At 69.2% G+C, this 24,998-nt stretch carries 30 protein-coding genes; 21 read left to right on the top strand and 9 right to left on the bottom strand.

Features of this window, described 5'->3' with window-relative positions:
• Nucleotides 1-500 precede the first annotated feature (500 nt).
• The 3 genes from ACWPXK_RS24970 to ACWPXK_RS24960 all read left to right on the top strand — a co-directional run bounded on the left by ACWPXK_RS24970 (nucleotide 501) and on the right by ACWPXK_RS24960 (nucleotide 2,530).
• Nucleotides 501-1,286 (top strand): hypothetical protein, encoded by a 786-nt coding sequence (locus tag ACWPXK_RS24970; RefSeq protein WP_454198580.1) that lies wholly within the window; start codon nucleotides 501-503, stop codon nucleotides 1,284-1,286.
• Between the two features lie 46 nt (nucleotides 1,287-1,332).
• A complete protein-coding gene (locus tag ACWPXK_RS24965; RefSeq protein WP_454198579.1) occupies nucleotides 1,333-2,142 on the top strand; it encodes a tetratricopeptide repeat protein in 810 nt (269 codons plus the stop codon).
• Nucleotides 2,143-2,257: 115 nt separating this feature from the next.
• On the top strand, nucleotides 2,258-2,530 hold the full coding sequence (locus ACWPXK_RS24960; RefSeq protein WP_364330225.1) for a hypothetical protein: 273 nt from the start codon (nucleotides 2,258-2,260) through the stop codon (nucleotides 2,528-2,530).
• Between the two features lie 128 nt (nucleotides 2,531-2,658).
• On the opposite strand, the gene ACWPXK_RS24955 is transcribed toward ACWPXK_RS24960, so the two are convergent.
• The 5 genes from ACWPXK_RS24955 to ACWPXK_RS24935 form a co-directional block, all read right to left on the bottom strand.
• The gene (locus tag ACWPXK_RS24955) at nucleotides 2,659-4,221 is read right to left on the bottom strand and encodes a uroporphyrinogen-III synthase (protein WP_454198578.1); all 1,563 of its coding nucleotides are present in this window, start codon (nucleotides 4,219-4,221) and stop codon (nucleotides 2,659-2,661) included.
• Between the two features lie 61 nt (nucleotides 4,222-4,282).
• Complete coding sequence (gene hemC / locus ACWPXK_RS24950; RefSeq protein ID WP_454198577.1) at nucleotides 4,283-5,338, bottom strand: hydroxymethylbilane synthase; 1,056 nt, start codon at nucleotides 5,336-5,338, stop codon at nucleotides 4,283-4,285.
• Complete coding sequence (locus tag ACWPXK_RS24945) at nucleotides 5,335-6,777, bottom strand: glutamyl-tRNA reductase (RefSeq protein ID WP_454198576.1); 1,443 nt, start codon at nucleotides 6,775-6,777, stop codon at nucleotides 5,335-5,337. Before ACWPXK_RS24945 ends, hemC begins: the two co-directional genes overlap by 4 nt.
• A complete protein-coding gene (locus ACWPXK_RS24940) occupies nucleotides 6,774-7,604 on the bottom strand; it encodes a redox-sensing transcriptional repressor Rex (RefSeq protein ID WP_454198575.1) in 831 nt (276 codons plus the stop codon). The genes ACWPXK_RS24945 and ACWPXK_RS24940 overlap by 4 nt, the downstream gene beginning before the upstream one ends.
• Before the next feature lie 240 nt (nucleotides 7,605-7,844).
• On the bottom strand, nucleotides 7,845-8,105 hold the full coding sequence (locus tag ACWPXK_RS24935) for a glutaredoxin family protein (RefSeq protein ID WP_364330211.1): 261 nt from the start codon (nucleotides 8,103-8,105) through the stop codon (nucleotides 7,845-7,847).
• Nucleotides 8,106-8,328: 223 nt separating this feature from the next.
• Between ACWPXK_RS24935 and ACWPXK_RS24930 the strand changes: the two genes are divergently transcribed.
• The 7 genes from ACWPXK_RS24930 to ACWPXK_RS24900 all read left to right on the top strand — a co-directional run bounded on the left by ACWPXK_RS24930 (nucleotide 8,329) and on the right by ACWPXK_RS24900 (nucleotide 12,743).
• Entirely contained in the window at nucleotides 8,329-9,276 is a 948-nt protein-coding gene (locus ACWPXK_RS24930; RefSeq protein WP_364330451.1) for an HAD family hydrolase, read from the top strand.
• A gap of 234 nt (nucleotides 9,277-9,510) precedes the next feature.
• On the top strand, nucleotides 9,511-10,488 hold the full coding sequence (gene hemB / locus ACWPXK_RS24925) for a porphobilinogen synthase (protein WP_454198574.1): 978 nt from the start codon (nucleotides 9,511-9,513) through the stop codon (nucleotides 10,486-10,488).
• Nucleotides 10,489-10,493: 5 nt separating this feature from the next.
• Entirely contained in the window at nucleotides 10,494-11,009 is a 516-nt protein-coding gene (locus tag ACWPXK_RS24920; protein WP_454198596.1) for a hypothetical protein, read from the top strand.
• A 324-nt stretch (nucleotides 11,010-11,333) separates the two neighbouring features.
• Nucleotides 11,334-11,816 (top strand): hypothetical protein, encoded by a 483-nt coding sequence (locus tag ACWPXK_RS24915; RefSeq protein ID WP_454198573.1) that lies wholly within the window; start codon nucleotides 11,334-11,336, stop codon nucleotides 11,814-11,816.
• The gene (locus ACWPXK_RS24910; protein ID WP_454198572.1) at nucleotides 11,813-12,058 is read left to right on the top strand and encodes a hypothetical protein; all 246 of its coding nucleotides are present in this window, start codon (nucleotides 11,813-11,815) and stop codon (nucleotides 12,056-12,058) included. The genes ACWPXK_RS24915 and ACWPXK_RS24910 overlap by 4 nt, the downstream gene beginning before the upstream one ends.
• 76 nt (nucleotides 12,059-12,134) lie before the next feature.
• Entirely contained in the window at nucleotides 12,135-12,362 is a 228-nt protein-coding gene (locus tag ACWPXK_RS24905) for a hypothetical protein (protein WP_454198571.1), read from the top strand.
• A gap of 168 nt (nucleotides 12,363-12,530) precedes the next feature.
• A complete protein-coding gene (locus ACWPXK_RS24900) occupies nucleotides 12,531-12,743 on the top strand; it encodes a hypothetical protein (RefSeq protein ID WP_454198570.1) in 213 nt (70 codons plus the stop codon).
• 21 nt (nucleotides 12,744-12,764) lie between these two features.
• On the opposite strand, the gene ACWPXK_RS24895 is transcribed toward ACWPXK_RS24900, so the two are convergent.
• Entirely contained in the window at nucleotides 12,765-13,151 is a 387-nt protein-coding gene (locus ACWPXK_RS24895; protein WP_454198569.1) for a hypothetical protein, read from the bottom strand.
• Nucleotides 13,152-13,324: 173 nt separating this feature from the next.
• Between ACWPXK_RS24895 and hemL the strand changes: the two genes are divergently transcribed.
• From hemL to ACWPXK_RS24855, 8 genes are all read left to right on the top strand, one after another.
• Nucleotides 13,325-14,662, top strand: coding sequence for a glutamate-1-semialdehyde 2,1-aminomutase (gene hemL / locus ACWPXK_RS24890; RefSeq protein ID WP_454198568.1), 1,338 nt, complete (start codon nucleotides 13,325-13,327; stop codon nucleotides 14,660-14,662).
• Nucleotides 14,663-15,021: 359 nt separating this feature from the next.
• Nucleotides 15,022-15,672, top strand: a complete 651-nt coding sequence (locus tag ACWPXK_RS24885) for a histidine phosphatase family protein (protein ID WP_454198595.1) — start codon at nucleotides 15,022-15,024, stop codon at nucleotides 15,670-15,672.
• A complete protein-coding gene (locus ACWPXK_RS24880) occupies nucleotides 15,669-16,310 on the top strand; it encodes a TlpA disulfide reductase family protein (protein WP_454198567.1) in 642 nt (213 codons plus the stop codon). Before ACWPXK_RS24885 ends, ACWPXK_RS24880 begins: the two co-directional genes overlap by 4 nt.
• Nucleotides 16,307-16,561: a hypothetical protein gene (locus ACWPXK_RS24875; protein ID WP_454198566.1), complete on the top strand. Its 255-nt coding sequence runs from the start codon at nucleotides 16,307-16,309 to the stop codon at nucleotides 16,559-16,561. Before ACWPXK_RS24880 ends, ACWPXK_RS24875 begins: the two co-directional genes overlap by 4 nt.
• Before the next feature lie 40 nt (nucleotides 16,562-16,601).
• Nucleotides 16,602-17,444: a cytochrome c biogenesis CcdA family protein gene (locus tag ACWPXK_RS24870; protein ID WP_454198565.1), complete on the top strand. Its 843-nt coding sequence runs from the start codon at nucleotides 16,602-16,604 to the stop codon at nucleotides 17,442-17,444.
• Entirely contained in the window at nucleotides 17,441-19,117 is a 1,677-nt protein-coding gene (resB, locus tag ACWPXK_RS24865) for a cytochrome c biogenesis protein ResB (protein ID WP_454198564.1), read from the top strand. Before ACWPXK_RS24870 ends, resB begins: the two co-directional genes overlap by 4 nt.
• A gap of 2 nt (nucleotides 19,118-19,119) precedes the next feature.
• On the top strand, nucleotides 19,120-20,085 hold the full coding sequence (ccsB, locus tag ACWPXK_RS24860) for a c-type cytochrome biogenesis protein CcsB (RefSeq protein WP_454198563.1): 966 nt from the start codon (nucleotides 19,120-19,122) through the stop codon (nucleotides 20,083-20,085).
• Between the two features lie 99 nt (nucleotides 20,086-20,184).
• Complete coding sequence (locus tag ACWPXK_RS24855; RefSeq protein WP_454198562.1) at nucleotides 20,185-20,838, top strand: Uma2 family endonuclease; 654 nt, start codon at nucleotides 20,185-20,187, stop codon at nucleotides 20,836-20,838.
• Nucleotides 20,839-21,015: 177 nt separating this feature from the next.
• On the opposite strand, the gene lppU is transcribed toward ACWPXK_RS24855, so the two are convergent.
• The gene (gene lppU, locus ACWPXK_RS24850; protein WP_454198561.1) at nucleotides 21,016-21,615 is read right to left on the bottom strand and encodes an LppU family putative lipoprotein; all 600 of its coding nucleotides are present in this window, start codon (nucleotides 21,613-21,615) and stop codon (nucleotides 21,016-21,018) included.
• A 355-nt stretch (nucleotides 21,616-21,970) separates the two neighbouring features.
• Between lppU and ACWPXK_RS24845 the strand changes: the two genes are divergently transcribed.
• Nucleotides 21,971-22,579: a hypothetical protein gene (locus ACWPXK_RS24845; protein WP_454198560.1), complete on the top strand. Its 609-nt coding sequence runs from the start codon at nucleotides 21,971-21,973 to the stop codon at nucleotides 22,577-22,579.
• Nucleotides 22,580-22,784: 205 nt separating this feature from the next.
• Here the strand turns inward: ACWPXK_RS24845 and ACWPXK_RS24840 are convergent, their stop codons facing one another.
• Nucleotides 22,785-22,991 (bottom strand): hypothetical protein, encoded by a 207-nt coding sequence (locus tag ACWPXK_RS24840; protein ID WP_364330278.1) that lies wholly within the window; start codon nucleotides 22,989-22,991, stop codon nucleotides 22,785-22,787.
• A 117-nt stretch (nucleotides 22,992-23,108) separates the two neighbouring features.
• Nucleotides 23,109-23,318, bottom strand: coding sequence for a BldC family transcriptional regulator (locus ACWPXK_RS24835; protein ID WP_040783886.1), 210 nt, complete (start codon nucleotides 23,316-23,318; stop codon nucleotides 23,109-23,111).
• Nucleotides 23,319-23,502: 184 nt separating this feature from the next.
• On the opposite strand from ACWPXK_RS24835, the gene ACWPXK_RS24830 reads away from it, so the two are divergent.
• Entirely contained in the window at nucleotides 23,503-23,865 is a 363-nt protein-coding gene (locus ACWPXK_RS24830) for a DUF4229 domain-containing protein (RefSeq protein ID WP_454198559.1), read from the top strand.
• Nucleotides 23,862-24,947: a PLP-dependent cysteine synthase family protein gene (locus ACWPXK_RS24825; RefSeq protein WP_454198558.1), complete on the top strand. Its 1,086-nt coding sequence runs from the start codon at nucleotides 23,862-23,864 to the stop codon at nucleotides 24,945-24,947. The genes ACWPXK_RS24830 and ACWPXK_RS24825 overlap by 4 nt, the downstream gene beginning before the upstream one ends.
• Nucleotides 24,948-24,998: the final 51 nt, after the last annotated feature.

Below are 24,998 nucleotides of genomic sequence, written 5' to 3'. Positions count from 1 at the left end.
CCCCTTCCGGTCTGTGGTCGGCGGGTGCGGCTGGGTCTTGTTTACATTTGGCGCCGCGGGGGGGGTGGGTGTGCGCGGCCCCTTTGGGGGTCGCGTCCGAGCGGTCCGCCGCTTGCGGCTGCGTCGCGGACGCGACGGCCACTCGGACGCGAGCCGGGCCGCGAACAGACAATGCTCGGTCTCGCTGCGCTCGAAACCGAGAGCTGGGCCGATCAGTTGCGTTTGGTGGCAACCGGAGGGATCTTCGGCAGCGCCCATGACCTTCGGAGTCTTCCGTCACCGCTGGCGACCGCATCGCAGACAGCGCGCCCGCTCGGGACGCGAGCCGAGCCGCGAACGGTGGATCTCGCCCTCACGAAGATGTGCGCCGCGCCCCGCTGAAACGCCAGATAGGGGCACATTTTGGCCGGACCCGCGTCATGCTTGGTGTGGGTGAAATCACACCGAAGACCCCGCCCGAGGCGCATACTCCGACTAAGCGAGACCCGCTGGGGGACAGGATGACCGATCCGCACATCGATATCTCGCTGGCCAGAGCCGCCGACTTCGAATCGTGGGTGGCGGTGCTGCTGTCGGACTGGTGGCCGGTACTGACCGGCGGCCTGCCCCCGCCCGCGACCACGATGCGGACTTGGCGCCCCACCGACGCCACCGGGCAGAACATCTATGTGGAGTTCGTCGCGCGACAATGGGCCGATCCCCAGCTGATGCGCGGCGCGTACGCCGCCTTCGCGACCCTCGACATCCGCCCCGACGAGCACGAATGGGCGCGCAGCCGCGGCACGCACCTGGCCGGTCGCACCGAGGATGCCTTCGTCGGGCTGCGGTACTCCGACACCGCCCACACCGTTTTCCTCCGCCTGCAGAGCATGCCGTGCCCGGTGACTCCGGGTGCGGGCCGGCGGCTGCTGGCCGAGGCCCAGGCGAATCTGCCGTTCCCGGACACCGCCGCGGGGCCGCTGGACGTGCGGGTGGCCCGCAACAGCGCGCGGCACATACTCGCGGCGCACAGCGCACGGCTCAGCACTCCGGCCGATCCCCTGCAGCTCGGACCGCCGGAGCGGGTCTGCGACATCGGCTGGGCGTTCATCTTTCCGTGGTCGACCACGTCCTGGTACACCGACGGCGCGGTGCCCACGCTGCCACCGGGCAACCGAGGACCGATCGTGGTGGTCAAGGACACTGGACACGCCTGGCTGCTGGACAGCCTGGGCAACTACGACGCGCAGCTGATCGCCTACGCCCGCGAGCACGGGTACCCGGCCCCGCTCGGACAACCGCGATGATCGGCGGCGTGGCATCCGCCGGAAGCCGCCGGGCAGGAGTGTCGACATGACCGAGCCGCCGAGCGAGATCGAACTGCTCGCCATGCAGCGGCGCGCCGAAGCGCTGTGGGACGCCGGCGACGCGGCGGGCGCCGAACGCTGGCTGCGCCGGGCCGCCGCGGGCGGCAGCGTGCCCGCCATGGGGATGCTCGGCGCGCTGCTGTGCGCCGTCGGGCGGATCGGCGAAGGGATCCGCTGGTTGGAGCGGGCCGCCGCGCGCGGCAACGAGTCCGCGGGTGTGCACGTGGGCCTGCTGCACCTGGAGCGTGGGAATCTGGACGAGGCCGAGCGCTGGTTGCGGCCCGCGGCCGAGAACGGGCTGCCCGAAGCACTGTGCAACATGGGCGTTCTCGCGAATCGGCGCGGTGACGACGTGGCGGCGGAGCGCTGGTACGAACGCGCCGTGCGGGCCGGAAATCCCACGGCCATGCGCAGTCTCGGCGTGCACTTGGCCCGCCGCGGCGCATTCGACCGTGCGATCGCGCTGCTCACCGAGGCCGTGCGCCGCGGAAAGACCGACGCGATGGCGGTGCTCGGCGCCTTGCACTTGGATCGCGGTGATCGGATAGAGGGCGAGCGGTGGCTGCGCAAGGGAGCCGATGCGGGCGATCCGGACTCGATGTTCCACCTCGCGCTCTTGCTGCGCGCGGCGGACACACCTTATCTCGCAGGTGATTTCGCCGACCCCGAGGTGCTGCGGGCCGCCGCCGCGATCGCGACCGGCCGCACGCAGGCCCAACAGGAGGCCAGGCAGTGGCTCGAACGCGCCGCGGCCCTCGGCCATCCACAGTCCTTGCGGCTGCTGCACGATCTGTGAGCCCCGTCGCGCGTGAAAACCCTTGTGGCCAGCGGACTTTGTCGGTCCCCCACGGTAGAATCGAAGGTACGTTCGAGGGGGCTCGCCGCCCCCGATCGCCACGGGAGGGATGCCAGTGCGCACACCACAAACCGTTCTCATCGACCGCCCCTACGCGCCATTGCAGAAGCGCCCGCTGCCTCCGGGCCGTCCCCGCGCGTGGTACGTCATGCACAACCGGCGCTTGAAGGCGATGCGCCTGGCGATCGCCCTGCTCGACTCGGGCGTCTACGCACCGAGTTACGCCACCAACAAGCGGATCCGGCATACCGCCGAGGTGATCGGCATCCGCCCGCCCTCCGACGCCACCTGCACCATGGTCCGCACGATGATGCGCAGGCGGTACTGAGACGCGACGGGTGAGCGTCCGAGTGGCCGACGCGCAAGCGACGAAGTCGCAAGCGGCGGTCGCTCGGACGCGAGCCACAAAGGGGCCGCGAACCCGCAGCGCCGTGGGCGCTGCAAATTAGACACAGCTCAGCGGCTGCGGCGGCTCTTCTTGCGCGGCGGCGGCAGGAGCCCTTCGGCGCGCAGACGGGCGGCATGCTCCGCCAGTGCCTCGACCAGCGGACCGACCTGGGCCACCTCGGGCTGCACGTCCACGCGCAGGCCGAACTCGATGGCCGTTTCGGCGGTCTTGGGGCCGATGCACGCCACGATCGTGCGCGCGTGCGGCTTGCCCGCGATGCCGACCAGATTGCGCACCGTGGAGGACGAGGTGAACAGGACCGCGTCGAAGCCGCCGGTCTTGATCATCTCGCGCGTCTCCGCTGGCGGCGGCGACGCGCGCACCGTCCGGTAGGCCGTGACGTCGTCGATCTCCCAGCCGCGGTCGCGCAGGCCCTCGGCCAGCGTCTCGGTGGCGATGTCCGCGCGCGGCAGCAGCACCCGGTTCACCGGGTCGAAAACGTCGTCGTAGGGCGGGAAGTCGGCAAGCAGCCCCTCGGAGGACTGCTCACCGCTGGGCACCAGCTCCGGATTGATACCGAAGGAGCGCACCTTGTCCGCGGTGGCCTCACCGACGCAGGCGATCTTCACACCGGAGAACGCCCGAGCGTCCAAGCCGAACTCGGCGAACTTCTCCCACACCGCGCGCACCGCGTTGGTGGAGGTGAAGACCACCCACTGGTAGCGCCCGTCGACCAAGCCCTTGACCGCACGCTCCATCTGCGCGGGGCTGCGCGGCGGCTCGACCGCGATGGTCGGTACCTCCATCGGGATGGCGCCGTGCGTGACGAGGCGCTCGCTCATCTCGGCGGCCTGGTCCTTGGTGCGCGGCACCAGCACGGTCCAGCCGTACAGCGCGCGCGATTCCCACCACGACATCTTCGAGCGGTGCGCGACCACCTTGCCGATGGTCACCACCAGCGGGCCGACCAGCTCGGAGGCCGCGCTGTTCAGCGTGGCCAAGGTGGCCTCGATGGTGCGCTGCTGGCGGGTGGTGCCGCGCACCGTCACGGCCACCGGGGTCTGCGGCGCCATGCCGTGCTCGACCAAGGCGCTCGCGGTCTCGGCCAGGTGCCCGGAGGTCGCGTGCAGCACGAGCGGACCCGGCGCGGCCGCCAGCGCGGCCCAGTCGACCTCGCCGCGCACATCGGCCTCGGTGTGCCCGGAACCGAGCGCGATGCCCGCGTAGCTGGGCACCGCCGACCCATTGGGCAGGCCGGGCAGCACCTCGAAGACCATGTGCGACCGGGTGACGGCGTTGACCTCGGCGATCACCGAGTCGGTGGTCAGCGGGTCGCCCGCGACCACGCGCACCACGTCGTGCCCGGTGCGCGCCTCGGCGATCAGCGTCTTGGCCACTTCGGCGGGCTCGCCGAGCGCGGGTCGCACGTCGACCGGGCGCTCGCCGTCGAGGCCCGGCTCGACCTCGGTGCCGATCAAGGCCAGCACGCCTTTGTCGACGTCCGGATCGGTGAAAGCCAGCGTCGCCCGTCCGATCACCTCACGCGCCCGCACGGTGAGCAGCGACGGGTCCCCCGGACCCGATCCGACGAAAAGGATCCGACCGGGGTGCTTTTTCGTGCCTCGGCTCATGCCTGCACCTCGCTTGCGCTCGGCTGCGGCATACCCGAAGGCGCGGTGAGGATTCGCTCACTCATCGGCTGTTCTCCATTGGGCTGGGGTTGGGCAAGTCTGTGGCGGGCGGACGCACCGCCCGGGTGAGGGAACCGTCGTCCGGTTCGGTGGCGAGCAGCTCGCGCGCGCCCATGTCGAGTAACTCGCGGGCCAGCGCGCGACCGAGCTCCGCCGCGTCCGCCGGGGCGCCGACCACCGACGCCCGTAACACGTCGGACCCGTCGACGGCCGCGGCGCACGCGCGCAGCGAGAGCTCGTCCACGATCCGGCCTTCGTCGTCGAGCGACTCGACCACCTCGGCCAGCGCGCCGATCGGCGCGGTGCAGCCCGCCTCCAGCTCGGCCAGCAGGGATCGCTCGGCGAGCACGGAGGCGCGGGTGGCCGCGTCGTCCAGGCCGGTCAGGATCTCGACAAGGTCGGCGTCGTCGCTGCGGCATTCCACCGCCAGCGCGCCCTGGGCGGGAGCGGGCAGCATCTGCACCGGCTCCAGCGCCTCGGTGACCGCGTCCAGCCGCTCGATACGGGCCAGTCCGGCTCTGGCCACCACGACGGCGTCCAGCTCACCCTCGCTGACCTTGCGCAGGCGGGTGTCCAGATTGCCGCGCAGCGGGACGATATCCAGGCCGAGACCGAGCGCCCGCAGCTGCGCGGCGCGGCGCGGCGCGGAGGTGCCAACCTTGGCTCCCGCCGGCAACTCGCCCAGCACCAGTCCGTCGCGCGCGACGAGGGCGTCACGCGGATCCTCCCTGGGCGGGATGGCGGCGATGGTGAAGCGCGGGTCCTGCGCGGTCGGCAGGTCCTTGTAGGAATGCACCGCGATGTCGATCGCGCCGGCCGCCAGTTCGTCGCGCAGCGCGGAGGTGAACACGCCGACGCCGATCTTCTGCACCGGATCGGCGGACAGGTCTCCGGCGGTCTTGATCACGACGAGTTCGGCCGGGTGCCCGGCGGCGATCAGCGCGTCGCGCACCGTGCCCGCCTGGGTGAGCGCGAGCAGGCTCCCCCGGGTGCCGATACGCCACGGCGCGCGGATGCCGTCCGCGGCCGCGTTGCCTTGGTGGTGCACCATGGTCATGCCGTCTGCCCCTGTTCCTCGCCGCGATGTCCCGCGGTGAAGTCGTCGGCCAGCGCGATGTCCCCGTCGGCCAGTGTGATCTCGGCGCGATCGCCGGCGAGTGCGGTGATCTCCATCGGCGCGGCGACCGCCTGCGCCGCACCCGGTTTCAGCTCGAACAGCTCGCGCAGCGCCTCGGCGTAGCTGTCGCCGCCCGGCGTGGACGCCAACTGCTTGACCCGCACGGTCGGCGCGTGCAGCAGCTTGTCGACCACACGGCGCACCGTTCGCGCGACCTCATCGCGCTCGGGGTCGGCGAGGCCGGGCAGCCGCGAATCCAGCCGGAGCAGTTCGGCCTCGACCACCTCCGCCGCGCGCTGACGTAGCGCGGCGACGGTCGGGGTGACCTCGGCCATCCGCTGTCCGGCAAGGTATTTGGCGAGTTCGTCGGCGACGATCGAGCGGGCGGCCGCGGTGTCGTCGGCGGCGGCGCCCGCCGCGGGATCGCGCTGCAACGTCTCGATGTCGATGAGCGTGACGCCCGGTAGTCCGGCCACGGCGTGCTCGACGTCACGGGGGAGGCCGAGATCGCAGAACACCAACGGTCGCTCCACCGTGGCGAATCCCTCGCCGCGCTCGCGGTCGGTCAGCGCGCGGTGGGTGTCGGCGAGCGTCACGACCGCGCCTACCGCGCCGGTACAGGTGACCACCACGTCGGCCGCGGACATCGCCTCGGTGAGCCGGGACAGCTCCTTCGCCTCGGCCGTGACACCGTGCGTGCGCGCGGTCTCGGCGAGCCTGCGCGCCCGCCCGATCGTGCGGTTCACCACGATGATCCGGCCGATTCCCGCTCGCGAAAGATGCGCTACCGCAAGGCCGCCCATCGCGCCCGCTCCGACGACCGCGGCCGTCCGACCGGCCAGCGGCCCGAGCACGTGCTGTGCGCGATCCAGCGCCACCGACACCACCGACGCACCCGCGCGATCGATCCCGGTTTCCGCGTGCACCCGCTTGCCGACTCGCAGTGCGTGCTGGGCCAGCTCGTGCAGGGTCCGCCCGACGGCCTGCTGCGCGTCGGCGGAGGCGTAGGCGCCGCGAATCTGGCTGAGCACCTGCTGCTCGCCGACCACCATCGAGTCGAGGCCGCTGGCCACCGCGAACAGGTGCTCGGCGGCGGCCTCGGAGTAGCGGACGTAGGCGTGCTTGGTCAGGTCGGGCAGCGGCAGGCCGGAGTGCTTGGTCAGCAGGTCGCCGATCTCGGCCAGGCCGCCGTGGAAGGCGTCGACCACCGCGTAGACCTCCACCCGGTTGCAAGTGGAGACGATCATCGCCTCGGAAACGTGGCTGGAGGCGAGCAGGCGGTCGATCAGCTTCGGCCGGTCGGCATCGGTGATGGCCACCTTCTCCAGCACCGATACCGGCGCACTGCGGTGCGAGATGCCGACGAGGAGAACGCTCATGGTGTGACCACCGATCCCTTGCTGCTTGGCTCCGTTGCCGTATGCGGGGTTGTCGAGTGCTGAAGTGCCGGATGCGCGGACCCCGCGTGCGGTGCAGGCAGGTGCCGAGCGATGCGGCCCGACCCGCCGTGCGCGACCTCGGGTAGCGAGGTCTGTTCCGCGTTGCGCACCCGTTCGAAGGAAAGCATCTGCATTTCGACGGCCAGATCCACTCGCCGCACCTCCACCGACGCCGGCGCGACCAGCTCGCACGGGGCGAAACTCAGGATCGACTGCACGCCGGCCGCGACGAGCCGATCGCATACGTCCTGGGCCGCGTCGTCGGGAACGGTGATGACCGCGATCGTCGGCTCCAGCTCGGCGACCGCTTCGGCCAGCGCGGCGACGTCACGCACCACCAGCCCGGCGACCGTCATGCCGATCACCTCGGGATGGCTGTCGAAAATGCCGACCACGCTGAATCCGCGCCGTCGGAAGCCGCCGTAGCCGACCAATGCCCGGCCCAGATTGCCCGCACCGACCAGCACCACGCGGTGGCCCTTCGACAGGCCGAGCACGTCCTCGATCCTGGAGCGCAGCTTGGCCACGTCGTACCCGACGCCGCGAACTCCATTGGGGCCGAGAAAGGATAGATCCTTGCGCAACTTGGCCGAATTGACACCCGCCGCGACAGCCAGTTCCTCACTCGATACGATGGCAACACCGTCGTCGGCCAACATGGCGAGGACCCGAAGATAGGTAGCCAGCCGCGCGACGGTGGCCTGCGGGATGTCTTTCTGCAGAGCCCTGCCGGAGACGCCGCCTGGCGCCTCATGCTGCTCTGTCACGTCGTCGGCTCCTCGTCCCGGCGCCTCGGGCACCGGTTCGTCGCTCGACCCTCTGACCCGGGACGGTCCGGTGCCATGGGTGTCGAAGTTTCGGATTTCGGGGCGGCTCCGCAGCCTCGGCATGCGGGTCGCGTGCCACCACCGTAACTGCTTGTGAAGCCCTGCACAAAGTCGGTGAAATTGGCCTCATTTTCCGTCCCGACCAGCGCAGTGGCCGAAACGGTCCGGAACCGGCTCCGCTCAGCGCGTCAGGTCGGCGCGCAACCGGGTCTCATCGACATCGAAATAGCTGTGCTCGCGGCCGTCGAGCAGCACGACCGGAAGCCGGTCGCCGTACTCCGCGCGCAGGCCAGGGTCGGTTGCGGCGGCTTCGTCGACGTCGACGGTCCCCGGTTCGATACCGAATTCGGCGCAGATCACGCGCAGCTGTTCCAGCGCCGTCGCGCACAGCCCGCAGCCGGCGCGGGTAAGCAATGTCACCGAATGTGTGGGATTGGCCATGCGGGATATTTAATCGGGAGTCCGCGCGCCCCGGATGCTCGGTACGCGCCACTCGATTGTGTCGCACACCGCCTTCCGCCGTGACTGTCACCCGATCCGGCTACTGTTGACATGGTTCGCGCGACGGGCGGAGGTACTGGTGCCGGAACGATCGAAGGTGGCAAGGGCCGGATTCATCGCGGGACGATTCGGGGAGTTTCCGGCGCGGTGGAATCTGAGCCAGATGGGTCAGGGGCTGCAGGACCAGCTCGCCCGCATCTCGCGCAGCCCCTTCGGCCCGAGCGAAGAGGAATTGCGCGCCAACCTGGCGGGTGAGGCGAGCGCGGACGCCGCGCTGACGTTGCACGACGCGGAGCTGGCCGCAGGCGAGGTGGAAGCCGCGGGACCGGAGGCGCCGCGCGATCTGACCGCGGCGGCGTTCTTCGACGTCGACAACACCATGGTGCAGGGCGCGTCGATCGTCCATTTCGCCCGCGGGCTGGCCGCGCGCAAGTACTTCAAGACCTCCGATCTGGTGGACGTCGCCTGGAAGCAGGTGAAATTCCGGGTCACCGGCAAGGAAAGCAGCACCGACATGGCCAGCGGCAAGGAAAAGGCGCTGGCGTTCATCGCCGGTCGCTCCACCGCCGAACTGGCCGCGCTCGGTGAGGAGATCTACGACGAGATCATCGCCGACAAGATCTGGCCGGGCACCCGCGCGCTCGCGCAGATGCACCTGGACGCGGGCCAGCAGGTATGGCTGGTGACCGCGACACCCGTCGAATTGGCGCAGGTGATCGCGAAACGGCTCGGGCTGACCGGCGCGCTCGGCACGGTCGCCGAAAGCGTGGACGGGAAGTTCACCGGACGCCTGGTCGGTGACATCCTGCACGGCCTCGGCAAGGCGCATGCGGTGCGCACGCTGGCTATCCGCGAGGGCTTGAACCTCAAGCGGTGTACCGCCTACTCCGACAGCCACAACGACGTGCCGATGCTTTCGCTGGTCGGAACGGCGGTGGCGATCAACCCGGATTCGGATCTGCGCGAGGTGGCCAAGAATCGGGGCTGGGAGATCCGTGATTTCCGGACCGGCCGCAAGGCCGCCAAGATCGGCGTGCCGACGGCACTGGCGCTTGGCGCCGCGGGCGGCGCCGTCGCTGCAGCGGTAACTCGCCGCCGCGACGGCAGCTAGCTCCTCCAGCGGGCCGCGCACCGCCTCACGCAACTACTCGGCCCAACCCCCGTTTTCGAGCGCAGCGAGACCGAGCATTGTCTGTTCGCGGCCCGGCTCGCGTCCGAGCGGCCGACGCGCAAGCGACGAAGTCGCAAGCGGCGGTCGCTCGGACGCGAGCCACAAAGGGGCCGCGAACACGCAGCGCCGCAGGCGCTGCAAATTGAACACAGACACAGGCGTATCGTGCGATCCATGACCGGAATGGACCGCCCGCGGCGGTTGCGCCGTACCCCGGCTATGCGTCGTCTCGTGGCCGAAACAACACTGGAACCACGGCAATTGGTGCTTCCGATGTTCGTCGCCGACGGGCTGGAAGAACCGCGCGCGATCGGCTCGATGCCCGGAGTGGTGCAACATTCGCTGGACTCGCTACGCAAGGCGGCCGTCGAGGCGGTCACGGCCGGCGTGGGTGGGATCATGCTGTTCGGCGTGCCCCGCCCCGAGGACAAGGACGCGGTCGGCAGCCAGGCCAGCGATCCGCACGGCATCCTCAATCGCGGCCTGCGCGCCCTCGCCGACGAGGTGGGCGATTCGACCGTGGTCATGGCCGACACCTGCCTGGACGAGTTCACCGACCACGGCCACTGCGGTGTGCTCGCCGCCGATGGCGCCGTCGACAACGACGCCACGCTCGACCGCTATGTCGAGATGGCGCTGGCGCAGGCGGAGGCAGGCGCCGACCTGCTCGGCACCAGCGGCATGATGGACGGCCAGGTCGGCGCGATCCGGCACGGACTGGACGCGGCCGGGCGCACCGACACCGGCATCCTGGCCTACGCCGCGAAGTACGCCTCGGCCTTCTACGGCCCGTTCCGTGAGGCCGTTGGTTCCTCGCTGCAAGGCGACCGGCGCACCTACCAGCAGGATCCGGCCAATCGCCGCGAGGCGATCCGCGAATTGGAGCTGGACCTCGCCGAGGGCGCGGACATCGTCATGGTGAAGCCGGCCATGTCGTACCTGGACATCCTGCGCGACGTCGCCGATCGCTCAACCGTCCCGGTGGCCGCCTACCAGATCTCCGGCGAGTACGCGATGATCACCGCCGCCGCCGAGCGCGGGTGGATCGATCGCCGCGGCGCCGTTCTCGAGTCGTTGCTCGGTATCCGGCGGGCGGGCGCGGACATCGTGCTCACCTACTGGGCGACCGAGGCCGCGCACTGGCTGTCGTGACGAACATGACGGGGCCGTTCGGCGTTCGACCGGCCCGGGTTCCGATGCCGGAGGATGTCGGTACCGCGCGGCAGTTGTGGTGGGGTGTGCTCGGATTCGGCGTCGTGCAGCTGATCGCGTCGGTCATCGCCGCGCTGGAGCGGCGGCGCGCCTTCGCCGAGGAGGTCTTCCAACAGGCCAGTGCGAAGGACCCGCAGGTGACGATGGCCAGCGTCGAGCTCATGGTGTTGCTGGTGTACGTGGTCGTGGTGCTGATCGGGCTGGGCGTCGCGGCGCTCGCGCTGGTGATCGTGCACCAGTTCGGGCGTGGCAAGCTCTGGGCGCGCACCTTGCTGACAGTGCTCGGCGTCTGGGTCGTGGTGATCGGCGTCGGCTCGCTGCTGGCGATCGACGCGGTGACCGGGACAGCCTCGCTGGTGGCGGGCGGAGCATCGATCGTGCAGGCCGTGCTCGCGGCCGGCGCCATCTATCTGTCGCATCGTCCGGAGTCCACCGCGTACTTCCAGCTGGGCGGACGCTGAACCGACCGGTGGAACACGTTCCCAGTTTGTCCGAGACAGACCGGCATGTATGGTGAGGGTTGTCACAGTGGACATGGGAACCGGAAGTCATTTGTCATGCGTTGTTTTACGTTTCGCGCGGGAACTGGGCAGATGGCTCCGGATGATCGGAGGCAGCGATGCGAGTGGTGATCCAGCAGCCGCACAGCATTCGGCGGGATCTGGCCGTATTGAGCCTGCTGATTCTGTTTGCCGTGCTGACCGTCGCCGTGCTGTTGTTGCCCGGCCTGACTCGCTGATCCCGCTTTCCGCCGTGGCGCCGGGCGCCGCCGTGATGGGCTGGCTGTGACCGCAGCGACCGTTTTGTTCGCCGAACCGGGCGCCCGCTGGCGCGCGGTGTCCTATGGGCCGATCCTGTGCCTGGCGATTCTCCTCCTCGAACTCGTCACGGGTGGTTCCGTGCACTGGTTCGCCTTGCTGTTCTGCGCCGCGCTGATCGCGGGCTTCGTCGCGCTGCAAGTGCTCGCCGGTAAGCGGCACGTGAGCGTCGAGCTCACCTCGACGACGCTGCGCTCGGGCACCGAGTCGCTGCCGCTGAGCTCGGTCGCGGAGGTCCTCCCCGAACGCGACGAGGAGTCCTGGGACGACGAACCGTGGGAGTCGGCCAGGGCGCTCGGGGAATTGACCGGCGTGCCGCGCCGCCGCACCGGCATCGGGCTGCGGCTGGCCGACGATACGCTGGTGCAGGCATGGGCCAAGGACCACAAAGCGCTGCGGGCGGCGTTGACCGGAGCCGTGCGGCGCGGCGAGAACGGAGCCGACCGTTGAGGCGTTCGATCATCGCGGTGTTCGTGGAACTCGACCTGATCCTGCTCGCGCTGGTGGCGGCGGCGCTGAGCTGGCGCAACAGTGTGCGCACCGTCGACTTCGCGCCTTCGGACGACGTGCCGGGGTTCACCGCGATCCGTTACGCGGCGCCCTGGCAGCTATTGGCCGCGGTGCTGGTCGCGGTGGCCGGAGTGCTCGCGATCGATGCGGCGGCCCGGTTGGTCCGCGGCCTCCGCGGCTGAGCCGGAAACGGCCGCTGAGCGGGCCTTCCGCATACGCGCCTCGTTTGACCCGCGCGATGACGGGAACGCCGAAATCATGAGACCACCTGTACGACGAATGCTTTTCGGCGCGGTGGCGGCGGGCGTGATCGGCGTCACCGCAGCGGTTCCGGCCGCATCCGCCGAAACCGCTACCGCACGTCCGCTTCCGGTGCTGCCCGCATTCGCGGCCACCCCGCCCGCGCCGTTGCTGCATGCGCTGCCCGCGCCGTTGGCATGCCTGGTGACAACCGGATTCGCCGCTTTCTGCCTCGGCATCACGTAGCCGCCGATCGCGTGTGAAGCGCTGCGGATGCCGCGAGTCTGGGCTACCGTGCAACCGCGCGTCGTCCGGTGTGCGCACCCGGCGACCGCGCGCTTTGCCAGGAATGTTCCTGCGGCCGTTAGTATTTCGGCCGTAGTTCGGAACGCACGCGATGAAGGAAAGTGTTTGATGAACCGGTTCGCCGTAAAGATCTGTGCCGCGTTTGCCGTGGCCGCCGCCCTCGGGATCGGGGCAGCGCCGGCCGGCGCGAACTCCGGTCTGCCGCTGGAAGACGCGACCGCGCCGATCTTCGTGCCGGATTCGGGTTCCGCCGGGCCCTACAACTCGTTCATGTGCGTCCTGCACACCATGTCGGCGCAGGTGCCGTGCATGTACACCTGACGGCGCCGGCCCGCGGCGTCCTCAGCTCCAGTGCTGGTAGATGTCCAGCACGCGGCCGTCGCGGGTACCGGGGGCATTGAGGTAGACGGTGAGCGTCCCGTCCGGATGGCCGGCCGCCTCCATCAGCACTTGGCGCAGCGAGGCGTAGACCCTGCCGTGCTGATCGCGGTATATCGCGGAGTCGGTTTTCAGGCCGGCCCCGATGCGGTTGGGCGGGATGACCATGGTGACGACGGCGGGAATGGGTCCGCCGGCCAGCGTCGTGGTCGCCACGTGGTCCAGATGGATGCCGATGCGCAAGTGGTCGAGCTGATCGAGCGGCTCGGCGGTGGCCGAACCGGCGCCCAGTGCCGCAGTGGCGCAGGCGACCGCGGTGAGTAAACCCGCACTGACGATGGCAATCCGCATGCAGACCCTCCCAGCCAGTAGACGATGGCCCCCGACATTACGCACCGGCAACCCTCCAGCGATCGAAATTCGCGCGAACCTCATCTCGGCGTGTTGCGGGCCGGCTGCGGCCTGCGTCACTGCACTACACCCTGTCGTCGAACCATTTCAGCGGTACTGAGACACTGGAACACGTGAGTTCTTCTCCGCGTGTGACCAGTGCGGCGGTGCCGGTCTCCGCTCAGCTCTTCGACCGGGCGAGTTCGGTGATTCCGGGTGGTGTCAACTCTCCGGTGCGGGCGTTCCGATCCGTCGGCGGCACACCGCGATTCATCGCCTCGGCCCGCGGCTGCACACTCGTCGACGCCGACGGCAACGAGTACGTCGACCTGGTCTGCTCCTGGGGCCCGATGATTCTGGGCCACGCGCACCCCGCGGTCGTCGACGCGGTGCGGCGCGCGGCATCCGGCGGGCTATCTTTCGGTGCGCCGACCGAGGCGGAGATCGAGCTGGCCGAGGCGATCGTGCGGCGGGTCGCGCCGGTGGAGCGGGTGCGCCTGGTGAACTCCGGGACCGAGGCCACCATGAGCGCGGTCCGGCTGGCTCGCGGCTACACCGGACGCACCAAGATCATCAAGTTCGCCGGCTGCTACCACGGCCACGTCGACGCGCTGCTCGCCGACGCCGGATCCGGCGTCGCCACACTCGGACTGCCCACCTCGCCCGGCGTCACGGGCGCCCAAGCGGCCGACACCATCGTGCTGCCCTACAACGACCTCGACGCCGTCGCCGCCGCGTTCGCCACCAATCCCGGCGAGATCGCGTGCGTGATCACCGAGGCGGCGGCGGGCAATATGGGCGCGGTCGCACCCCTGCCCGGGTTCAACGCGGGCCTGCGCGCACTGACCGCGGAGCACGGCGCGCTGCTGATCATGGACGAGGTGATGACCGGCTTCCGGGTCAGCCGCGCGGGTTGGTTCGGCCGCGAGGGCGTCGCGGGCGACCTGTACACCTTCGGCAAGGTGATGAGCGGCGGGCTTCCCGCCGCCGCGTTCGGCGGACGTGCCGAGATCATGAACCATCTCGCCCCGCTCGGGCCCGTCTACCAGGCAGGCACGCTGTCCGGAAACCCGGTCGCGGTGGCCGCGGGTCTGGCCACCCTGCGGGCGGCCGACGACGAGGTCTACGCGGCGCTGGATCGCAATGCCGAGCGGCTCGGCGGTTTGTTCAGCGACGCGCTGACCACGGCGGGGGTCGGGCACCAGGTTCAATTCGCGGGCAATATGGTGAGCGTGTTCTTCGCCGAACGCCCGGTCACCGATTACGCCGCCGCCAAGGCGAGCGAGACGTGGCGCTATCCAGCGTTCTTCCACGCTCTGCTCGACGGTGGCGTGTACGCGCCGCCGAGCGCGTTCGAAGCGTGGTTCGTCTCCGCGGCGCTCGACGAGAACGCATTCGACCGTATCGCTGCCGCCCTGCCCGCCGCCGCGCACGCGGCGGCGGCCGCCACCCCCGAAGGACCCCGCGCGTGAGCTCCGATCTCGATCAACCCGATGCCGACCGGCGCGAGCTACCCAAGCCCACCACCGACGCCGCCGAGAGGAGTGCCGTCGATGCCTTGGCGCCGGTCGTCGATCCGGTATCGGAGGCAACCGTGATCGACGCGGGCGAGCAGTTCGCCGCGGCAAGCGCCGCGACCGAGTCCGCGACGGCCGACACCGAATCCGTGGAATCCAGCGTGGTCGACGCCGGCGCCCACTTCGCGGCGGCCGCGGCGCCGACCGCGCAGGTCGCCGCCGCGCGTAAAGAGGGGAAGACCGCTCCCGCCGGGAACGAGGTCTCGGCTGAGTCGGGCGAGCCCGCCGAAGGCTCGGCTCCGGCCGCCGAGCGCGTGCACGACGGTGGCACCGCGCCGATCGAGACGATCGTGCACGTGCTGCGGCACGGTGAGGTGCACAATCCGAACGGCATCCTCTACGGGCGCCTGCCCGGATTCAGTCTCTCGGTGGCGGGCCGCGCGCAGGCCGGCGCGGTCGCTCGGACGCTGGCCGATCACGACATCGCGCTGGTGATCGCCTCGCCGCTGCAGCGCGCACAGGAGACCGCCGAGGCGATCGCCGCGCAGCACGACCTGATCGTGCGGACGGACGAGAACCTCATCGAGGCGGGCAACACCTTCGAGGGTCTGCGCGTCTCGGTAGGCGACGGCGCGCTGCGCAAACCGCGGCACTGGTGGAAGCTGCGCGATCCGTTCACCCCGTCCTGGGGCGAGCCCTACTTGCAGATCGCGCACCGCATGCTGGCCGCGGTGAACAAGGCGCGGGTGGAAGCGGCCGGACGCGAGGCGGTGCTGGTCTCCCACCAGCTGCCCGTGTGGACGCTGCGCCGGTTCCTGCAGGGACAGCGGCTCTGGCACGACCCGCGGCACCGGCAGTGCTCGCTCGCGTCGCTGACCTCGCTGGTCTATCACGGCGACACCCTCGTCGACATCGTCTACTCCGAGCCGGCGGGCGGCTCGGACCCCTCGGTACACGGCGCATGACTCGCTGCACCGCGTCCGTTACCCCGCCCACCACGCGCACCGGGCGGGTGCTGCCGGTTCTGCTCGCGGCCGTGGCGCTGGTCGCCGCCCTCGCGGGGTGTTCGACCGGTTCGGACGCGGTGGCCTCGGGGGGCACCTTCGAATTCGTCTCGCCCGGCGGCAAGACCGATATCCTCTACGACCCGCCCGCCGACCGCGGCACCATCGGCAAGCTGGCCGGTCCGGACCTGATGACGGCGGGCAAGACCATGTCGGTCGAGGACTACCCGGGCAAGGTCGTGGTGCTCAACCTGTGGGGCCAGTGGTGCGGTCCGTGCCGTGCCGAGGCGCCCGCCCTGGAGAAGGTCTACGAGGCGACCAAGGACAAGGGCGTCGCGTTCCTCGGCATCAACGTCCGCGATCCACAGCAGGACAAGGCCCAAGATTTCGTGGTCGACAACAAGGTCGGCTATCCGTCCATCTACGACCCGTCGATGCGCACTCTGCTGGCGCTCGGCGGGAATTTCCCTACCAGTGTCATCCCCACCACCCTCGTCCTCGACCGGCAACACCGGGTCGCCGCGGTTTTCCTGCGGTCCCTGCTCGCCGAGGATCTGCAGCCGGTGGTCGAACGTCTCGCCGCGGAGGAATCACAGTGAATCGCGACCGTCGTACCCGTCACCTGCGTGCCTGCCGGCCACGACAGGGCGCCCGACGCATCGGCGGCGGATGGGCCGTCGACGACCGGTGGGCGGGTATCGCCACCGTGCCGCGCAGCGTCGCCGCCGACTCGCTGCTGGACTTCGCCGTGTTCGAGGTAGCCGAAGAGCCCGCCGCCACCGAGCGGAAGGTGTCGTTGCGCCGCGGCGCGGGACGAGCGCCAGAAGACACGCGGGAGGAATCGGTGTGAGACCTGAGCGCCTCGCGCCGCGAACCGGGGAGGCCATCTGATGGTGCTCGCCGGAGTCGGTGAATCGTTCCAGCAGACGGCGGCCTCCGGTCCGCTGCTGCTGGCGCTCGGCGCGTGCCTGCTCGCGGGTCTGGTGTCGTTCGCCTCGCCCTGCGTGGTGCCGCTGGTCCCCGGGTACCTGTCGTATCTGGCCGGACTGGTCGGGGCGGAGGCGCCGCCCGCCACCGTCACGGAGGCCACCGGGTCCCGCGCGGCGCGGTCCGGGTCGACCGTCGTCGCGCAACCGCTTCGCTCGGAGCGGATGCGGGTCGCCGGTGCGGCCGGGCTGTTCGTCGCCGGGTTCACCGTGGTCTTCGTGCTCGCCACCGCCACGGTGTTCGGGGTCATTCAGACGCTCAACGTGAACCGGGAACTGCTGCAACGAATCGGTGGCGTGGTGACGATCCTGATGGGCCTGGTGTTCATCGGCTTGGTGCCCGCGTTGCAGCGCGACACCAGGATGGAGCCGCGCAGGCTCACCAGCATCATGGGCGCGCCGCTGCTCGGCGGAGTGTTCGCGCTCGGGTGGACGCCGTGTCTCGGCCCGACGCTGTCCGGCGTCATGGCGGTGGCCGCGGGCACCGACGGGACCACGGCCGTGCGCGGCGTCGCGCTGATCGTCGCCTATTGCCTCGGCCTGGGCCTGCCGTTCGTCGTGCTCGCTTTCGGATCGGCGAGCGCACTGCGCGGGGTCGGCTGGCTGCGCCGCAACTCCCGCACCATCCAGATCATCGGGGGGATGCTGCTCGTCGCGGTCGGCGCCGCGCTGGTCACCGGAGCGTGGGACCAGTTCGTCGCCTGGGTGCGCGACGCGTTCGTCTCCGAGGTGACTTTGCCGATATGACCGTGACCCACCCGCCGAACACCGAGAACTCGGCGCGGCCGCCGCGGCAATCCCTGGCCGGACGAGCCTGGGCTGTCGTCCGCAATACCTGGCGTGGACTCACCAGCATGCGCACCGCACTGGTGCTGCTGTTCCTGCTCGCGCTGGCGGCGATTCCCGGCGCACTGCTGCCGCAGCGCAACCTCAACGAGCAGAAGGTCGCCCAGTACATCGCCGACCGGCCCACGCTCGGCCCGTGGATGGACCGCTTCGAGCTGTTCGACGTGTTCTCCAGCTTCTGGTTCACCGCCATCTACGTACTGCTGTTCATCTCGCTGGTCGGTTGCATCCTGCCGCGCACGCTCGATCACTACCGCGCCTTGCGCACGCCGCCGGTGCGGGCGCCACGCAACCTGACCAGGCTGCCGCACCACTACTCGGGCCGCGTCGCGCAGTCGCCCAGTGCGGTGATCGACCACGCGCGATCTCAGCTGCGCGGCTGGCGCACCGAGGTCCGGCCCGGCAACCGTGACGGCGAACTGGCGCTCTCGGCGGAGAAGGGCTACACCCGCGAGCTCGGCAACCTGGTGTTCCATCTCGCGCTGGTCGGGCTGTTGGTCGCCATCGCGGTGGGCAAGCTGTTCGGCTACGAGGGCAGCGTCATCGTCCTGGCGAACAATGGGCCCGGCTTCTGCACCACCTCGCCGGCGGTGTTCGACTCGTTCAAGGCGGGCAACGTCAACGACGGCACCGGCATGACCCCGATCTGCGTGCGGGTCGAGAACTTCCGGGCCGACTACCTGACCAACGGGCAGGCCGAGATGTTCACCGCCGATCTGGCCTACCAGGCGGGCGGGGACCTTCGGACGGACACCTGGCGGGACACCCAGGTGCGGGTGAACCACCCGCTGCGCGTCGCCGGTGACCGGCTCTACCTGCAGGGCCACGGCTACGCGCCGACCTTCACGGTCACTTTCCCCAATGGGCAGACGCGCACCGAGTCCATCCAATGGCGCCCGGACGACGCGTCGACGTTCCTGTCCAGCGGAGTGCTGCGGATCGATCCGCCCGGCGGCATGTACGCCACCGATGAGGAACGCCGCAAGAACCAGATCGCGATCGAGGGCCTGTTCGCGCCCACCGCCATGTTCCACGGATCGCTGTTGACCTCGGCGTTTCCCGCGATGAACGATCCGGCCGTCGCGGTCGACATCTATCGCGGCGACACCGGGCTGGACACCGGCAAGCCGCAATCGCTGTTCGCGCTGGACCCCGAGCAGGTCAAGCAGGGCAGGTTGACCAAGGAGGCCAGGGTCAATCTGCGCCCCGGCGAGTCGACCACGCTGCCGAACGGCACCAAGGTCGCCTTCGACGGCGCGCAGGAGTTCGTGAATTTGCAGGTCTCGCACGATCCCGCCCAGCAGTGGGTGCTGGTGAGCGCGCTGCTGATGATGGCGGGCCTGCTGGTCTCGCTGCTGGTCAAGCGCAGGCGGATCTGGGTGCGGGTGTACCCGGCCGACGACGGAGCCGGTACCGTTGACAAACGACGCACTGTAGTAGAGATGGGTGGGCTCGCCAGGACCGATCAGGCAGGCTGGGGCGACGAGTTCGACCGGCTGCGCGAGCGCCTGCTCGACGAGCAGCCGGACGCCGAGACCACCGCGGCGCGGGGCGCCGAGACCACGGGAGAGTGACCATGCCGATCGACGAGACCATCGCCAGGTACAGCGATTTCGCGTTCAAAACGGCGATCGTGGTGTATGCGCTGGTGCTGGTGCTGCTGATCTGGCAGTACGCGACGGCGCGCAGCCGCAGGGTCGCCGAACGCGAATTGGTGACGGTGGGCGGCGGATCGACGCCGCAGGGGCCGGGCCGAGTCGTCGAGCCCGCACGTACACCGCTGTCGGAGCGGCTCGGCAACATGGCGTTCTCGGTGCTGATGGTCGCGATCGCGTTGCATGTGGCCTCGATCGTGTTGCGCGGCTTCTCGACTCATCGCTTCCCGCTGGGCAACATGTACGAGTTCGTCAGCATGGCGACGGCCGCTGCCGTGCTGGTGGGGCTGCTGTTCCTGCGCGAGCAGCGCTACCGCGCGATGTGGGCGTTCCTCTTGGTGCCGGTGCTGATTCTGCTGTTCCTCGCGGGCACCGTGCTGTATGCCGACGCCGCGCCCGTGGTGCCCGCGTTGAAGTCGTTCTGGCTGCCCGTGCACGTCACCATCGTCAGTGTCGGTAGCGGCGTCTTCCTGTTCGCGGGCGTGGCCAGCATGCTGTTCCTGTACCGCCTGCGCCAGCCCGACGGCCAGGAGTCGAACAACGTCCTCGGCGCCATCGCCCGCCGCCTGCCCGACGCCCGCACCCTGGACCGGCTCGCCTACAAGACCACCATCATCGGCTTCCCGCTGTTCGGCGCGGGTGTCATCCTGGGCGCCATCTGGGCCGAAGCCGCCTGGGGCCGCTTCTGGGGCTGGGACCCCAAGGAAACCTGCTCCTTCATCGCCTGGGTGCTCTACGCCGCCTACCTGCACGCCCGCGCCACCTCCGGCTGGCGCGACACCAAGGCCGCCTGGATCAACATCGCCGCCTTCGTCGCCATGCTGTTCAACTTGTTCATCATCAACATGGTGATCAGCGGGCTTCACTCTTACGCCGGGCTGAACTAGTACCTTTGACCGACACCGGATCGTCCCTGCTCCACCTCCCTAGCACTGGCACAGAAAAATCAAGCATCCGCCGGGCGGTGTCGCCATTACCATTGCGGCATGTCCCTTCCGCACATCGAACGGCCGGACCTCCCTGCGTACATGACCTGGGAGGAACTGGAGCGACTGCCCGAGGAGATCGCGGGGCAGATCGAGTTATGGGATGGTCGCGTGGTCTGGGTACGTCGCGGGCCCGCCGAGCATCAGACTTTCTCCAACCGACTCTGGGCCACGCTCGAACGCTGTGCACGAAAGGTCATGTCGGAGGATCCTGAACAGTGCTGGCGTGTCACCACCGAGACGAACGTATTCCTGGGCCGCACCGGCAAGTCCAACTTCCTGACACCCGACTTCCTCGTCCACCGCTGCCTGGGATCGCCTTATCAGGACGTACGGAGCAGTGACGTCCTCTTGGTCGGCGAGGTCCTGTCCCCGTCCAACACGCAGACCGACATCGAAGCCAAGAAGGGGCGTTACGCCAGCGCTGGTATCCCGTGGTACTGGGAGGTGACGCTGGCCCGCGAGGTCAGCGCGATTGCCACGGTGCGTGCTTATGGCCTCGACATCGGCCACGTTCAGCTCCCGGACGGAGTTCACCCACTCCGTGCCGCCAACTACATCGTCGTCGCCGAGTGGACCCATCAGAACCCGGAAGGAATCGAGATCGACTTCCCGTTCCCGATCAGCATCCCCTGGACCGAACTCGAATACTGACGGAGAGTTCGGCCGCCAGCGGTCTCGTTCAGCGGAACATCTGACCAGGACGTCTGGGTCGTCTCGCCTTCCGATCCGCTCGGGCGGGTAGGCAGACACCTCATCGGTCTGTTCCACGCGTCTCAGGCCGGATGGCCTCGCCGTTTCTGTCGTCGGGTGTGCTGCCGCTGGCAGCGGTCAAAGGCGGTTGACGCACACGACGTAATGACGCTGCCGGTAGACGATTCCGCTGTCGGTCGAGCCGCAGGCGTTGACGTCGACGGTGTTCTGTTTGATGTCCATCACCCGCACGCCGGTTGGCGTGGGGGCCGCGCAGTCCAGGCGCTTCGGGTTACCGGGGACCACGTCCATACAGCCGCCGACGACCCAGTCGATATCCAGGCACAGCGCGGCTTGCGCTGCGCCCTGCAGGGTTTCGTTGTAGGTGTGGTCGGCGTCGGTGGGACACTGGCTGTTTGCCGGGGCCTTCTCGAAGACCTTGTAGGTCGAGTTCGGGGTGCCGCAGGCGGCCTTGTCGATGCCGGAGCCGCCGAGGTGCACACAGTCGCCGATGTTCACCTGCAAACTCGTGGCGCCCTTGTTCGACGCGCCGCGCATCGCCGAGGTGGTGGGCAGTTCCTCGGTGGTGGTGGGCAGCTCCTCGGTGGTGGTCGGTGGCGGCGCCGAGGTGGTTGTCGCGTTGCCGGTCTGGGCGGCGTTGGCCGGCTCCTCCGCGGGATCCGACATCGACACCGCCGCGGCGACCACGATGCCCGCAGCCAGCGCGGTTCCAGCCATGAAGGCAGTCAAGGTAAGAGCGGCACGGATACGTTGGCGCGACACGTCACGTCCTCCACAGCTGTAACCTTCGAACCCACGCCTGAGCCGACCCGAAGTTATGAATTAAGCGGATTGAAGACCACGCCATGCATACACTACGCGGCGCGCCCGCGTCGAGTTTTCGTCCCCAGGGGCAGTGATTCGCCCCCGGAGTTAACCTGTGCGTCGTCTTCGTCAGCCGAACTGATCACAATCACATAACGAACCTTCGCGAGACGTATGCCGATCGCCAAGTCTGGCAACAAGCTACGGGCGCTGTACAGTCACACGCCATCCGGCCTCGGGAGCCGGAGGTCTCGAGAAGGAATCCAGAATGAAGTTCGGCACTATTGCCGCCATCACGCTCACCGCGGTTGCCGCCGTGGGCATCACGGCGGGGGCCGCGAACGCGCAACCCGTGGAAGCGGATAAGGAGACAGCGACAGTCGGCGTAGAGCAGGGCGTCGACTATCGCACCACGGTCTCCCGCGAAACCGGCACTATCACTACCGCTGTCGAGCATGGCACCTTCGCGGTGGTCGACGACGGTACCAAGATCAAACTGACCTCGGACACCGGCGCCGTGGTCGCCGAGGTGCCGCTGACCTTCCAGGTTTCCGGAAGCAAGCTGGCGGTCGCGCACGAGATCAGTGACAACGGAAGGCGCCTCGCGCTCACGCCGGTGGCGGACGCGAAGGAGATCGGTGAGATGCAGCCGATCAGCTCGATGAATCGCCTCATCGCCGAACTGAACAAGAACGTCGCAGGCGTGGTCGCGGGCGCGCTGCTCGGCGGTCTGCTCGGAGCCCTGATCGGCCTGGGCTTCTTCAGCATCATCACCGGCCCGATCGGCCTGGTCGTCGGCGCGATCGCGGGCGGAGCCATCCAGGGTGGACAGCCCTTCACGGACGCCTTGCTGGCGGTCGTCAACGGCGAACCCTGATCGACGCTCGGATCGGGCGAGGCAGGCGCACCGCAGCGCGCCTGCCTCACCCCGACCGAGTGGTCGATGGCCGTGCTGCCTGGCGGGACGAGGGAGTTATCCCGCCGGGACGACGGCACAGCGGAATGCTCGGCGCAAGGCGCGGAGCAACGGGGGCACACACGCCGGATATCGCTGGGCGCGTGTGAACGCGGATCGAGCCGCGTCAGCGCTCGGCAGAACCGGACTCGCCGTCGCGGTGCTGGCGGGAGAGCCGCCAGAGGAACTCCGGGTCGTCGTCGGGTCCGATGATGCGCTTGCGCTGTGGTGAACGCGTTTGCGGGATAGTGGGTCCGATCCGCTCGGGGCCGAACGCCTTCCAGCACAACACCGCGATTGCCACCACTGCGATGAGTGCCAACAGGTACGTCACGTCGCTCACCTCCTGATTACGAGGGTAGTCGCGGACGTGACTTCAGCACACCGCAGACGCGAAATCCGCCTGCGGGCGAGCGCGGGCCCGGCGACGACGGGCCCGCGCGCCCTGCGATCAGCGTGCGGTCGCCTCGGTGGTCAGCGACTTGAGCAGCTGGAGTACTTCCGATTCGCGGAACCGGCGATGTCCGCCCGGTGTGCGCAGCGACCCGAGGCGCCCGGCGTGAGCCCAGCGCGTCACGGTCTTGGGGTCGACGTGGAACAGGGCAGCAACCTGGCCCGGAGTCAGCAGGGTGTCCTGGCCGCCGACGGTGATCGCAGTCATAGCAAACCTCTCCGTTCTCGACAGTTCCCTCATCAGATGGCGCCATCGTCGCACTGAAACCCCTAGGTACTCGAACCACCTACAGTTGGTAAAGGGGAGGTAATAGACAAAACGGATGTGCGCCTCACCTCCGGCATTGGGCGTGCACCGGGGGCGGGCAACAGCTTCGCATAGGCTGGCGGATGTGCGTGACGCAACTCCACCAGAAAAGGCTTCCGGACAGCAAACCGCTGGCGTTGGTCGTCGGCTGGCCCGGAATCTGGCGCTTTATACCGTCGCGAGGTTGGGTCTCGTGGTAGTGCTCACCGCGGTGATCGTGCTGGCCGCCCAGCTGGTGTCGGTGGACATCCCGCTGGTGGTCGCCGCGCTGTTCGCCCTGATCATCGCGATGCCGCTGTCGCTGACCCTGTTCAAGCGGCTGCGCGTCAAGGTCAACGAGGACATCGCCCTGGTCGACGAGCGCAGGCGCCGGGACAAAGCCCAGCTGCGGGCGCGGCTACGCGGCGAGGAGCCGCCGAGCCCTCCGGACGCGGGAACGTCTTCGTGAGGTCCTGCGACCACGCCGTTCCGCGCGATTGGGTCGACAACGCGGTGCGGCTGATCGACGCCGACGCCCAGCGCAGCGCGGACACCCACCTGCTGCGCTACCCGCTGCCCGCGGAATGGGACGTGCAGCTGTATCTCAAGGACGAGTCGACCCACATCACCGGCAGTCTGAAACACCGTCTGGCTCGCTCGCTGTTCCTGTACGCGATCTGCAACGGCTGGATCACCGAGGGCACCACGGTGGTGGAGGCGTCTTCCGGTTCGACCGCGATCAGCGAGGCCTACTTCGCGAAACTGCTCGGCCTCGACTTCGTCGCGGTGATGCCGGCGAGCACCTCACCGCAGAAGGTCGCGCTGATCGAAGCGCAAGGTGGCCGCTGTCATTTCGTGCAGCGCCCGCCGGACATGTACACCGAGGCGGCGCGGTTGGCCGCCGAATGCGGCGGTCACTACATGGACCAGTTCACCCACGCCGAGCGCGCCACCGACTGGCGCGGCAACAACAACATCGCCGAATCGATCTTCGACCAGATGGCGTTGGAGACCCATCCGGTGCCGGAGTGGATCGTGGTCGGCGCGGGCACCGGCGGCACCAGCGCCACGATCGGCCGCTACATCCGTTATCGCAGGCACGCAACGAAATTGGCCGTGGTCGATCCGGAGAACTCCGCGTTCTTCGGCGGCTACGAGACCGGTGATTCCGGCTACCAGACCGGAATGCCCTCGCGCATCGAGGGTATCGGCCGTCCCAGGGTGGAGCCGTCGTTCGTCGGGCAGGTCGTGGACCGGATGCTCGAGGTGCCCGACGCGGCGTCCATCGCCGCCGCGCGCTATGCGAGCGCTCGGCTGGGCCGCCGCGTCGGCGGATCGACCGGGACCAATCTGTGGGGCGTGTTCGCTCTCATCGGCGAGATGATCGCCGAGGGATGCAGCGGCAGCGTGGTCACGCTGCTCTGCGACGGTGGCGATCGTTACGCGGGAACGTATTTCGACGACGACTGGGTCGCGTCCCAAGGGTTGAGCCTCGCCGAGCCGACCGCGGTCTTGGACAAGTTCCTGGCGACCGGGATCTGGGACGCCTGAGCGGTTCGGCCGTTACCCGGTGCCGGTGCTCTGACGCCGTGCGGCCGCCGA

The organism is Nocardia sp. Marseille-Q1738 (assembly GCF_965283145.1).
This window is presented reverse-complemented; position numbering and strand designations above follow the sequence as displayed.